At 60.2% G+C, this 12,381-nt stretch carries 11 protein-coding genes; 7 read left to right on the top strand and 4 right to left on the bottom strand.

Going from position 1 to position 12,381, the window contains the following annotated elements; genetic code table 11:
- Positions 1 to 297 precede the first annotated feature (297 nt).
- A complete protein-coding gene (gene mrdA / locus ACFZPT_RS23335) occupies positions 298 to 2,190 on the top strand; it encodes a penicillin-binding protein 2 (protein ID WP_034096798.1) in 1,893 nt (630 codons plus the stop codon).
- A 1-nt stretch (position 2,191) separates the two neighbouring features.
- Here mrdA and ACFZPT_RS23330 read toward each other — a convergent pair whose 3' ends face one another.
- A complete protein-coding gene (locus ACFZPT_RS23330) occupies positions 2,192 to 2,593 on the bottom strand; it encodes a GFA family protein (protein WP_099313170.1) in 402 nt (133 codons plus the stop codon).
- A 97-nt stretch (positions 2,594 to 2,690) separates the two neighbouring features.
- On the opposite strand from ACFZPT_RS23330, the gene ACFZPT_RS23325 reads away from it, so the two are divergent.
- The 6 genes from ACFZPT_RS23325 to ACFZPT_RS23300 all read left to right on the top strand — a co-directional run bounded on the left by ACFZPT_RS23325 (position 2,691) and on the right by ACFZPT_RS23300 (position 8,446).
- Entirely contained in the window at positions 2,691 to 3,143 is a 453-nt protein-coding gene (locus ACFZPT_RS23325) for an SRPBCC family protein (RefSeq protein WP_379555778.1), read from the top strand.
- A 48-nt stretch (positions 3,144 to 3,191) separates the two neighbouring features.
- Positions 3,192 to 4,268: a M4 family metallopeptidase gene (locus ACFZPT_RS23320; protein ID WP_034096801.1), complete on the top strand. Its 1,077-nt coding sequence runs from the start codon at positions 3,192 to 3,194 to the stop codon at positions 4,266 to 4,268.
- A complete protein-coding gene (locus ACFZPT_RS23315; RefSeq protein ID WP_034096802.1) occupies positions 4,243 to 4,557 on the top strand; it encodes a protealysin inhibitor emfourin in 315 nt (104 codons plus the stop codon). The genes ACFZPT_RS23320 and ACFZPT_RS23315 overlap by 26 nt, the downstream gene beginning before the upstream one ends.
- A gap of 88 nt (positions 4,558 to 4,645) precedes the next feature.
- Complete coding sequence (locus ACFZPT_RS23310; RefSeq protein WP_099313172.1) at positions 4,646 to 7,003, top strand: DNA polymerase II; 2,358 nt, start codon at positions 4,646 to 4,648, stop codon at positions 7,001 to 7,003.
- Between the two features lie 64 nt (positions 7,004 to 7,067).
- Positions 7,068 to 7,700, top strand: a complete 633-nt coding sequence (locus tag ACFZPT_RS23305) for a glutathione S-transferase family protein (RefSeq protein ID WP_034112901.1) — start codon at positions 7,068 to 7,070, stop codon at positions 7,698 to 7,700.
- A 164-nt stretch (positions 7,701 to 7,864) separates the two neighbouring features.
- Positions 7,865 to 8,446, top strand: a complete 582-nt coding sequence (locus ACFZPT_RS23300) for a DUF4174 domain-containing protein (protein ID WP_099313173.1) — start codon at positions 7,865 to 7,867, stop codon at positions 8,444 to 8,446.
- Between the two features lie 33 nt (positions 8,447 to 8,479).
- On the opposite strand, the gene ACFZPT_RS23295 is transcribed toward ACFZPT_RS23300, so the two are convergent.
- The 3 genes from ACFZPT_RS23295 to ACFZPT_RS23285 are packed head-to-tail and all read right to left on the bottom strand — an operon-like array spanning position 8,480 to position 12,381.
- Positions 8,480 to 9,514: an acyltransferase family protein gene (locus ACFZPT_RS23295; RefSeq protein ID WP_099313174.1), complete on the bottom strand. Its 1,035-nt coding sequence runs from the start codon at positions 9,512 to 9,514 to the stop codon at positions 8,480 to 8,482.
- Positions 9,515 to 9,544: 30 nt separating this feature from the next.
- The gene (locus ACFZPT_RS23290; RefSeq protein WP_099313175.1) at positions 9,545 to 10,954 is read right to left on the bottom strand and encodes a lipid II flippase MurJ; all 1,410 of its coding nucleotides are present in this window, start codon (positions 10,952 to 10,954) and stop codon (positions 9,545 to 9,547) included.
- Positions 10,954 to 12,381, bottom strand: a complete 1,428-nt coding sequence (locus tag ACFZPT_RS23285; protein WP_099313176.1) for an O-antigen ligase — start codon at positions 12,379 to 12,381, stop codon at positions 10,954 to 10,956. The genes ACFZPT_RS23290 and ACFZPT_RS23285 overlap by 1 nt, the downstream gene beginning before the upstream one ends.

The raw sequence follows: 12,381 nt of genomic DNA, 5'->3' as shown, positions 1-12,381 counted from the left end.
GTAGGTCATCGTCAAGATTAAATTCCGAAACCCCAATTGCGAAAGCAGTTGGGGTTTTGTTTTGCGCGCTCGAAAAGTGTTGTAAAGCTTTTTCCTTTTCCTCCACCATCGATATAAAGCTCCCGCTACGACGTCATGAGGAGCTGATTGTCTCGTGACAAAAACACCATTGAGTACCGTTGAAGAAATCGATGCAAAGCGTCTCTGCATTTTTGGTAAGGTGCAGCTCATTTTCAAAGGGACTTATCTTCATTCGCAGGACGCGGCAACGATCTTTTTCAAAGAGATGCTGTAGAAATGCCTGAAGTGATACCGATCAAGGACCACGAGAAAGAGAATCGTCTGGTCAACAAACGCCTGCTTGCCTGTGCATTGCTGGTCATTGGCATTACTTGTGCCCTAGTGGGCCGTATGTATTTTTTGCAGGTGGTGCAGTTCGACTATCACTCTACGATCTCCGAAAACAATCGCGTCCACGTCCTGCCTATCACTCCCACCCGTGGACTGATCTATGACCGCAACGGTGTAGTGCTTGCCGACAACCGCCCCAGCTATAACCTGACGATCACCCGCGAGCGCACCACAGACCTTAAGGGGGAGCTGGACACGATCATCGACTTACTGCACTTGCCTACTGAAGATCGCGCATTGTTCGACAAAGCCCTCAAGCAAGCGCGCCACCCTTTCGTTCCGGTGACCTTGTTTTACGAACTCACCGAGGAACAGATCGCGGTGCTGGCTGTGAATGAGTTCCGCCTACCCGGGGTTGATGTGGAACCACAATTCGTTCGACATTACCCCCTGGGTCCGCATTTTGCTCATTCCATTGGTTACGTAGGCCGGATCAACGAGAAGGAGTCCAAGAACCTAGATTCTGTGGAATATCGCGGTACTCAGTCGATCGGCAAGACTGGAATCGAACGCTTCTACGAGTCCGAGCTGCATGGTCATGTGGGTTACGAAGAGGTTGAGACGAATGCTCAGGGCCGGGTGCTTCGCGTACTCAAGCACACCGACCCGGTCCCTGGAAAAAATATTGTCCTGAGCCTCGACGTCAAACTTCAGGAAGCAGCAGAGCAAGCCTTGGGGGATCGCCGTGGTTCGGTGGTTGCTCTCGATCCGCAAACCGGCGAAGTACTGGCCATGGTCAGCAAGCCAAGTTTCGATCCGAACCTCTTCGTCACCGGTATCAGTTTCAAGGAATATGCCGCACTGCACGACTCTATCGACCGGCCTTTGTTCAACCGTGTCCTTCGGGGTCTGTATGCGCCAGGCTCAACCATCAAGCCCGAGGTGGCCATCGCTGGTCTCGACAGCGGTGTCGTCACTGCCCAAACCCGCGTGTTCGACCCTGGTTACTACCAGCTCCCGGACTTTGACCACAAATACCGCAATTGGAACCACAGTGGCGATGGTTGGGTGGACATGGACGCAGCTATCATGCGTTCTAACGACACTTACTTTTATGACTTGGCCCACAAGCTGGGAATCGATCGCCTGCATGATTACTTGGCCGAGTTTGGCCTGGGTCAGAAAGTGTCCATGGATATGTTCGAAGAGTCAGCCGGGCTGATGCCTTCCCAGGCATGGAAGCGCGCCACACGCCGCCAGCCTTGGTTCCCCGGTGAAACGGTGATCCTCGGCATCGGCCAGGGCTACATGCAGGTCACCCCGTTGCAACTGGCTCAGGCCACCGCTTTGATCGCCAACAAGGGCGTGTGGAACCGACCGCACTTGGCCAAGACCATCAACGGTGTGCCGCCAGTAGACGAAAACCCCATGCCAAACGTTGTCCTTAAGGACCCGCGCGACTGGGAGCAGGTCAACCACGGTATGCAACTGGTCATGCACGACCCACGCGGCATCGCGCGGGCGGCCGCACAAGGTGCGCAGTATCGCATCGCTGGCAAGAGTGGTACCGCGCAGGTCGTGGCGATCAAACAGGGTGAGCGCTACAACCGCGAGAAAACGCTGGAGCGCCATCGTGATAACGCCTTGTTTGTAGGCTTTGCTCCAGCCGAGCATCCAAAAATTGTCATTTCGGTCATGATTGAAAACGGCGAGGCCGGTGGCCGTGTGGCGGGGCCTGTGGTGCGGCAGATCATGGATGCCTGGTTACTAGACCAAGAAGGACACCTTAAACCGCAATATGCAACACCTGCTAAAGGGCCCGGAGATCCTCACGTTTGAGTCATGGTTTCCATTCGCACCAGCACTCTACGTCCTCGTAGGCCAGCCATGGTTTAGCCTGGGCGGTCCAGATGTGCGAGGTTGGCCTGACGCCTGGGTCATCATCCAGCGTTGCCACTCGCACGATGACATGAGGCTGATGCCCACGTTCAGCCATCAAATGAGAGCCGCACCGCGAGCAGAAATGCCTGTGCTTGCCCGGTGACGATTCGAAGGACGACAGCAGCTCCTGTCCCTGCGTCCAAACAAAGTGTTCCCGCATCACCCCGGCGGTGCTGACAAAGGGGGCCGCATGCACTTTGCGACAGCTGTCGCAGTGGCAGTGGCTGATAGGCATGTCCAGGCGGAGTACTTGATAGCGCACCGCCTTGCAAAAGCAACTTCCGTTGAGTGGGTCAGTCATAAGGTAGGGTCAGTTCATGGACGGGTCATCATCATTGCTTACAACTCCAGGTTGCGCATTGTTTGATGTCACCTACGGTCAATGGAGGAGGTGACTTATGCACGTATTAGATCGCATCGAGCGAAAAATCCTGCTCAAGGCTTCACGTAAAAAAGTTTGGGACGCGCTGACAGATGCCGAGCAATTCGGCCAATGGTTTGGCATTGCTCTCAAGGGCAAGGCCTTTGTCGAGGGGGAGATCGTTGAGGCGCCGATCACTTACCCTGGTTATGAGCATGTCGTCTGGAAGGCCAGGATCGAACGAATACTGCCGCAGACCCTGTTCTCATTCAGTTGGCATCCGTTCGCGGTCGACGACACTATCGACTATGACAAGGAAAGCCCGACCCTGGTGGAGTTCACTATCGAGGACCATGCGCCCGGTATTCTGCTGCGGGTGGTTGAGTCAGGTTTCAACGAAATTCCCGATGCCCGTCGCCAGAAGGCGTTCAAGATGAATTCCCGAGGCTGGGACGAGCAACTGGGCAACATCGAGAACTTCCTCAAATGATGCCCACTGTGTATTTACTATCCGAAACTGTCTGACAAGGAGAGCGCCATGTCTGGCCAACGTCATTACCTCGGATTCATGCCGCCCTACATTCTCAATCGCCTGATTGATCATGGCTCCGAATGGCAGCGTTCGCGCGCATTGAAAACCCTGACGCACGTCCGTCAGTTCTTGCCCGCGACCGCTCGCCAATCCCAGGCGCCCGTGGCCGAGGCCCATCAGCCTGGTCAACTGCAGCGCAATATTTACGATGCTCAACACTTGACCGTGCTGCCTGGCGCGCTGGTTCGGGTCGAAGGTCAGCGTGCCAGCGGCGATGTCGCCGTAGATGAGGCGTACGATGCCTTGGGCGCCACCCATGACTTTTTCTGGCAGGTCTATGGTCGAGACTCTATCGACAACCGGGGCTTTGCGCTGGCCGGCACCGTGCACTACGGAGAGGGCTATGAAAATGCGTTCTGGAATGGGGCGCAAATGGTGTTTGGCGACGGCGATGGCGAGGTGTTCCAGCGGTTTACGCGCTCGCTCGACGTGGTGGCGCACGAACTCACCCACGGAGTCATCGAAAGCGAAGCGGGCCTGGTCTATCGCAATCAATCCGGGGCACTCAACGAGTCGATTTCCGATGTGTTCGGTGTGCTTACGCGTCAGTACGTCCTCAAGCAAACTGCAGAGCAGGCCGACTGGCTGATCGGCGCCGATCTGCTGACCGACAAGGTCAAAGGTAAAGGCCTGCGCTCGATGTCCCACCCTGGCACGGCCTATGATGATCCTGTGCTCGGCAAAGACCCGCAGCCTGCGCATATGGACGATTTCATCAATACCCAAGACGACAATGGCGGTGTGCACCTCAACTCCGGTATTCCCAATCGCGCGTTCTACCTGGTCGCCATAGCACTTGGCGGTTCGGCCTGGGAGCGGGCTGGCCAAATCTGGTATGACACCCTCTGCGACAAAAACTTGGACAACGACGCTAACTTTCAGGCCTTTGCTACTCTGACCGTACAACATGCCCACCAACGTTTTGGCACTGAAGCGGCTGATGCTGTGCGTAAAGCCTGGGAGGAAGTCGGCGTCGGTCCAGCAGGAGAATCACGCAATGAAAGAACTTCCGGCCTTGGGTAACGACGCCACCGTGCGCCTGTCCCGTCAGGGCGGCCAGGTGACCACCATGACCCGGCCGCGTGAAATCGAATTTGCTCAGTGCAATGTCGATGAGCGTGAGCAAATCTGCAATGTGCTGAACCGTTGCCTGCCGCAAACGTCGACGGATGTAGGCCGGGGCGATCAGCGCTTCTATCAGATTGAAGTTCGCTATCGCTCGGACAATCGCGACGATCAACTGCGTTTTACGGTACCGGAAGACCAGGCCTCGGAAGAGCTGAAGCGTTTATGGGACAAGGGCCAGGTGTAATAACCCTTCTGCATGAGTATTACTTTTCGCCCCGAAGCTCGCGCCGCGTAGAATCACCAGCTCAAAGCGATTTCTGAGGTGCGGTACGGTGGATTTACAGCAGGGTTTTGTCCTGACCCGGCATTGGCGCGATACCCCGGCCGGCACGGAGGTCAGCTTCTGGCTGGCCACCGACCAGGGGCCACGGTACATCCGTCTACCCGTTCAGACCTCCGTGATGTTTATCCCTGAAGCCCATCGCAAGCCGTTGGATTGGCTGCTCAAGGGGGAGCGCGATGTCGAGTTGCGCCCGCTGCAGCTGTGTGACTTCCATCACCGCCCCGTCCTCGGTCTGTATACCCGCCAGCATCGCCAGTTGATGGACCTGGAAAAACGCTTGCGTGCCGCGGGCGTTGATGTGTACGAGGGCGACGTACGGCCTCCTGAGCGCTACATGATGGAGCGTTTCATCACTGCGCCCGTGTGGTTCGGTGGTACGCCGCAGGCCACGGGCGTGCTGTCGGACGCCCAGATGAAACCCGCGCCGGGCTACCGCCCGCCGCTCAGGCTGGTGTCCCTGGATATCGAGACCACCGCCCAGGGCGAGCTGTATTCCATTGCCCTGGAAGGCTGCGGCGAGCGCCAGGTGTATATGCTCGGGCCGCCCAATAAGACCGACGCCGTGGACTTCAAGCTCGACTATTGCGACAGCCGCGCTCAGTTGCTCGAACGTCTCAATGCGTGGCTGGCCACTCATGACCCTGACGCCATCATCGGCTGGAACGTGGTGCAGTTCGACCTGCGGGTGCTCCATGAGCACGCCCAGCGCCTCAATGTGCCCTTGCTGCTCGGGCGCGGTGAAGAGGCCATGAGCTGGCGTGAGCATGGCAGTCGCAACCATTACTTCGCGGCGGCGCCGGGACGCTTGATCATTGACGGCATCGAAGCGCTGCGCTCGGCGACCTGGAGTTTCGAATCGTTCAGTCTGGAAAACGTTGCGCAAACCTTGCTGGGCGAAGGCAAGGATATTTCTACGCCGTACCAGCGCATGGACGAAATCAACCGCATGTTCGCCGAGGACAAGCCCGCCCTGGCGCGCTACAACCTCAAGGACTGCGAGCTGGTAACGCGGATTTTCGAGAAAACCGAACTGCTCAAGTTCCTGCTGGAGCGTGCCAGTGTCACCGGGCTACCGGCTGACCGCAGCGGCGGCTCCGTCGCCGCATTTACCCACCTCTACATGCCGCTGATGCACCGCGCAGGCTTCGTCGCACCGAACCTGGGCGATAAGCCGCCCCAGGCCAGCCCTGGCGGTTTCGTCATGGACTCACGTCCCGGCCTCTACGAGTCGGTACTGGTGCTGGATTACAAAAGCCTGTACCCGTCGATCATTCGCAGTTTCCTGATCGACCCGGTGGGCCTGATCGAAGGCCTCAAACACCCTGATGACCGCGAATCGGTGGAAGGCTTTCGCGGTGCGCGGTTTTCCCGCACGCGCCATTGTCTGCCATCGATTGTCGCGCGCGTGGCTGAAGGGCGCGAAGCGGCCAAGCGCGAACACAACGCACCGCTGTCCCAGGCCCTGAAAATCATCATGAACGCCTTCTACGGCGTGCTCGGCTCCAGCGGCTGTCGGTTCTTCGACACGCGTCTGGCCTCCTCGATCACCCTGCGCGGTCACCAGATCATGCGTCAGACCCGCCAATTGGTTGAGGCCCAGGGCTATGAAGTGATCTACGGCGACACCGACTCCACCTTCGTGTGGCTCGGCCGTGCGCATTCCCAGGAGGATGCCAGCCGCATCGGCCAGGCGCTGGTCACGCATGTCAACGATTGGTGGCGCGAGCACCTGAGCACCGAATTCGGTTTGCAGAGCGCCCTGGAATTGCAATACGAAACCCACTTCACGCGCTTTCTGATGCCTACCATTCGCGGCGCAGAGGAGGGCAGCAAGAAGCGCTACGCCGGCCTGGTCGTGCGCAGCGATGGTCAAGAAGAGATGATCTACAAGGGCCTTGAGACTGTGCGCAGTGACTGGTCGCCCCTGGCGCGACAGTTCCAGCAAGAGCTTTACCGCCTCATCTTTCACCGCCAGCCGCACCAGGCGTACATCCGCGATTACGTGCGTAGAACCTTGGGCGGCGAACTCGACGAGTTGCTGGTCTACCGTAAACGCCTGCGCCGCCGCCTGGACGATTACGAACGCAACGTCCCGCCCCATGTGCGAGCGGCGCGTTTGGCAGACGATTACAACGACCGCCTGGGTAGGCCGCGCCAGTACCAGCGTGGCGGCTGGATTAGCTATGTGATCAGCGTCAACGGGCCCGAACCGCTGGAAGTGCGCCAGGCGCCGATTGACTACGATCACTATGTCACCCGCCAATTGCAGCCGGTGGCCGACGCGATTCTGCCGTTCGTAAATGATGATTTCAGTACGTTGGTCGGCGGGCAGATGGGGCTGTTCTAAAACACTTGCGATGCACGGTCGGGCGTGTGCACGCTTGGGGCTCCGTCATAAAGGAGAGGCCATGATGTATACGCTCTACGGCACCGACGAATCCGGCTCATGCATGATCGAAATCGCCTTGCAGCGTTGTGCAGTACCGTGGCATCGGGTGGACGCCAGCTCCTGGCACGACGGCGAAGGCAGCGAGGTCCTGGCGCGTATCAACCCGCTCAAACAGATCCCGACGCTGGTGATGCCCGATGGTCAGGTACTGACGGAAAGCGCCGCCATCCTGATTCATCTCGGCCTGGCATTCCCCGACGCGCACCTGCTGAGCGGCGACCGCGCGCAGATCATCCGGGGCCTGGTTTATATCGCGGCCAATTGCTACTCGGCGATCGGCATCATCGATTACCCACAGCGTTGGTTGGGTGACGCGCCCGAGGCGGTGCAAACGCAACTGGTCTGTGGCACACGCCGTTATCTGCATCAAGCCTGGGTGGTATTCGCCGAACAGTTTGCCGAGCAGTTGTTTGCCAACAACGGTGAGCCCAATGCCTTGGGCATCATGGCGGCGGCGGTGTCGCGTTGGGACGCCGCGCGGGAGGCGTTGAGCGCCGTAGCGCCAGGCTTTGCGCGCACCTTGGCGCGTGTGGATGCCGACCCCGGCGTGGCGCCCGTGTTCGCCCGGCATTGGCCGCAGTGGACGGCGTCGTGATGATTCTGCAATCAGGCGAAACAATCCCTGCGGCCCCACTCAACCCCTTGCGTCACGGGCGTCCTGACCTACTCTTTCTCAAAGTGCCGTAGGAATCATCCTTGAATTTGACTGTCGCAGACATGAAACTCAAGAACCCTGCATGAAATTCAAAGGAGGTGCGCATGCTCATCCGGTCGCTGACCCTGGCTACCTTGATGGCGTTTACGGGGCCGCTGTTGGCGGCTGAGGATATCAACCCGCTCAAGCAGGATTTGGGCAAGGCCCGGCCGCTGGTGGTGGTGGAGCTTGATTCCGGCAACGATACGTTGGCCAAACTCAAGAAAGAGCTGGACGAGCCGGCCACCAAGCAGTCCTTTGAAGAACGCAGCATGGTGTTCTACACCGTCAAGTTCGGCAGTATCGGAGCTGAAGGTGAGAAGTTCGCCAAAGACCCGAAAGACAACAAGAAGCTTACCCCGCCGGAAACCAACGCATTGATCCGCGCCCTCAAGCTCGGTGCCGGCAGCGGCACCAAAGTGATTCTTGTGGGCAAGGACGGCGCGAAGAAACTTGAGAGGACCGTGCCGCCGGACACCCTCGATCTCAAGGAATTCTTCAGTACCATCGATCAGATGCCCATGGCAGAAAAAGAGGCTGCGGCGGCTCCTGAGCCCCAACCTGCGGCGCCTGCCCCGGCTCCGGCCAAGGGCGCCAAGCCTGCTAAACCCGGTAGCAAACCCGCGGTGCAACCATTGGACGATTGACGTCAGCAGGAGCGAGCGTGCTCGCTCCAACCGCTATGCCCGCTGTTTGCGCAGCGGAAACGGAAAATAGAAGAACCGCAGGAATGCCACGCGCTTGATCACCTCCCCAATCAACAACGGCGCGATCACCGCCACCCCAAACCCGATACACGCCGCGACGAATTCATGCAGCCCCAGGCGCACCAGCAAGTCGACCGTCTTGTGCTGGATCTCGCCATGGAAGATCAGCAGGATCAACGTGGATTGACCGATGTAGGTCATCACCCGCGTGAGCAGGGCCGATACCATGATCACCTTCGCCAAAGCCCAGCACAGGTACACGCCGATCAGCGCCAGCAGGCTGGTCCACAGCCAGTGGTCGTAGCGACGTTGCGCCAGGTCCATGGTGGCGTGGCTGTAGAGGAACACCGCGGCGAACAGCACCACCGACACCAGCAGCGTCAGCCATGAGCCGGCGTGGGTACGCAGCCAGTCGCGCAATAGGTAGCCATACACGAAACAGGCGCTGCTGATCAGCGTGACGTCGAGGCTGAAGGGCAAGCCGGGCAGCACCCACGTGTGCTCGCCGAGCGTCACCGGCAGTTGCCAGAACCACGGCAGCATCCAGATGCCCAGCAGCAGCGGTACGATCATCGCCGCGCAACTCACCGCCAGCGGTAAACGTTGAATCAGCCGCAGCAGCAACCAACTGAACAGAATCGCCACCCAGAAATGCGGCAAAAACCACAGCGCCTGCCAGGGGATTGTGGCCACCGTGGCATACAGCACGCCGCCGATATCCGGCAGTAACGGTTGGCCGCGCAGTACATCGCGCACGATCACATATACCAGCATGGTGAAGAAAAACGGTTTGAGCAGACCATCGGCCTTGCGCAGCGCCATCTCCACAAATGGCTGTTCCGGTTTGAAAAACACCCCGGACAGAAAGAAAAACAATGGCAACACAAACGACGCCAGGATCGGATACAGCAGATCGGGCGACTTGGCGACGAACCAACTGTGGGCATACACGATCACCAGGATGCCGATGCCTTTGGCGATGTCCATTTGGATCCAGCGATGTTTCACCTCAGTGCTCCCATTCGATCACACCCAATCTCATGCTTTACGCCACGGCTTGAGCCATAGCCCCAGGCCCACCAGCACCACGGCGCCGGCCAGTGTGCTTAGCCCCAACTGCAGCCATGCGCCCTGCACCGGGAACAGCAGCAGCGCCGCCAGGCCCAGTGCCAGCGCGCTTAGCAGCCAGTGGCGCATCCACGGCACCTCGGCGAGTAAACCCTGGCGCTGCATCAGCAGCAGCGCGGTGCAGATCACCCCGGCCAGTGCGGCCAAAGGGATGCCCGCCAGACCAAACACGAAGGGCAGGGCGCCCAGTAACAGCACATTGACCAGGCTGCCCAGCAGCTCGCAGCGCAGCGGCTGGCGTGTGTCGCCAGCGGCGTAGGCGTAGCGCGCGAGCAAGGCGTTCCAGGCGCCGAACACTAGCGGCACGGCAAACCAAGCCAGCAGCAGCGGCAGTGGCGAATCCATCGCGTGCTTGGGCAGCAGCAGTGTCACCAGGCTCGGCGCGGCGGCCACCAGGCCGACGCCGGCGGGCAGGGTCAGCACGCTGGCGGTCTCCAGGCCGCGCTTGAGCAAGGCCAGGCGCTCATCGCCTTGACGCTGGCTCATCATGCCCAGCAGCACCTGGTTGAGGCTCATCAGTGCAATCAGCGGCAGGTTCATCAGCTTGCGCGCCAGGTTCACCCAGGTCACAGCGCCTTCCCCCAGCAGCGATGCCACCAGGCGTTCAATCAAGGCCAGGCCCTGGCTGGCGCCGTTACTCAACAACAGCGGGCCGATGCGCTGGCCCAGTTCGCGTAAAGGCGCAAGCCTCAGTTGCCAGCGCCATGGGCGCCAGCCCTGACGCCAGATCGATGGCAACAACGCCAGCGGCATCAACAGGCTGCCGACCAGGCACGCCAAGGCCAACGACTGCGGCTGCGTGGCGCTGCCCGCGAGAGCGAGGTAGGCCACCGGCGGCAGGTTGAATAGCAACGACCCCAGCCCCGCCAGCACAAAGCGTTCGTTGGCTTGCAACGGAATACTGAACAAGGCGTGCAGCAGCAACCCCGGCACGCACCAGGCAACGATCTGCAAATTATTGCCGGCCAGGGCGGCGGCACCGGCGGCCAGCCCCGGCCCCAGTATTTGCACCAGCCACGGCGCCAACAGCGTCAGCAGCAGACTGGTCAGCAATGCAATCAGCAGCAAGGCCGGAAACAACACCGCCAGCCAATCCGCCCGCTCAGCATCCTTTTGCGCCAGGAACAGCGGTAGTGCGGCGGCACTCAGCACGCCACCGGCCAGGGACATGCGCAGCGCTTCGGGCAGGAACAACGCGATCAGGAACGCGTCGCTACGTTCGCCCGCGCCCCACGCCGCCACCAGCAGCCATTCGCGCGCAAACCCCAGGCATAAGCCCAAGAGGGTCGCCACGGTCAGCCATGCGGCGGAGCCGAGCATCAGGAGTGGGCGCCATCAAGCAGCGGCTTGCCGTAAGCCACACGCTTGACCTGCGGCACGCGCGCCGGAAACAGCCGCCGCGCCTCCAGTACATTGATCCCCACCATCAGCCAGAACAGCGCCACCATCACTACCGCAAAACTGAAGTAGTGATCGAACAAGCCGCTGACCAGCGCCGCCAGGATCCCGGCCGTAGTACCCAACCACAGGGCATTGTCCTTGGTCAGGCGAATCGGGCCTTTATCCGGGCGCGCTTCACGCCACCAGCGCACGGTCACCGCGACGAACAGCAGCATGCCCACCAGACCAATCTTGTAGATGTAATTGAGCCACAGGTTGGAGATCCCCAGCAGGTGCGAACCGGGCACCGGTGGGTCGGCCTTGAACCCGATACCCAGGGGATACGCCGCCACCGCCTGCGGGAACATGCGGTACTCGTCGAAGCGCACCTCCGTACTGGCATTGCTCGACGAAAAGATGGTTGCCAGGCGATCCTGCAACGGCGGATAGGCCAGCACCAGCGCTACTGTCAGCGCGGCGCCGATCATCAGCAGGCGCCCGGTGTACGGCACTCGCCGCGTGGCCATCCAGATCAAAACCAACGCCAGGCTGACCATCGCGCCACGGCTGCTGGCCAGCAGCAGCGCCGCCGCGCCAAGGCACGCCACGCCCAGGCCGAGGGCGCGTTTCCAGCCTTGCTCGGTCATGCCGAAGCAGAATGCCAGAGGCAACAGCAAGGCCATGATCCCGCCGATGGCATTCGGGTGGGTCCAGGGCGAACCCATACGCGACGACATGGCTTCCAGCCCGAACTTGAGCATGTCGAAGTTGGCGTAGTTGAACATCGCCAGGATCGGCGCAATGCCGGCACCGGAGCGGGTGCGCACGAACACGGCGATGGACAGCAGCAACATCGCCAGGGTGCCCAGCAGCAGTGCGATCACCAAGGCTTCGCGGTGTTTGCGCTGCACCAGCAGTTTGGCGGCGAGAAATACCCCCGACAGGTTCAGCAACCAGCGCAGCCAATTGGCTACGCCACTGGTGTCGGCCTGGATGTTGACCTGGCCGACGATAAACGGAAACACGCTGAACAGCATCAGCCCCAGCAGCATCTGGTCGGTCGGCCGCGACGCCAGGCTCGGCGTGGCGGGCAGGCGCGCCAGCAAGCTGTGCCACAGGATCGCGCCCCAGGTCAGGGCCAGGATCGCTTCGCTGACCGTACTGCGGATGCCCAGATTGACGGTGGAGTACGGCATGAACGTCGCCAGCCCCGCAAACAGCAGCAAGCCCCATAACGGGAAGCGCAAAATGGTCACCATGCCCGCCAGGCCAATCACCGCCAGGAATGCCTTGGCCGGTGACAGCGACAAGGCCAGGGCGCCAAACAGCAGGCCGAAAAGGATCGCGACGAGGCTTGCCAGATTCAC

The sequence above is a fragment of the Pseudomonas sp. MD330_10 genome (assembly GCF_042610415.1).
Lineage (GTDB): Bacteria > Pseudomonadota > Gammaproteobacteria > Pseudomonadales > Pseudomonadaceae > Aquipseudomonas > Aquipseudomonas rhodesiae.
Note: the sequence above shows the minus strand (reverse complement) of the source record. Positions and strands in the feature narration are given on the sequence as shown.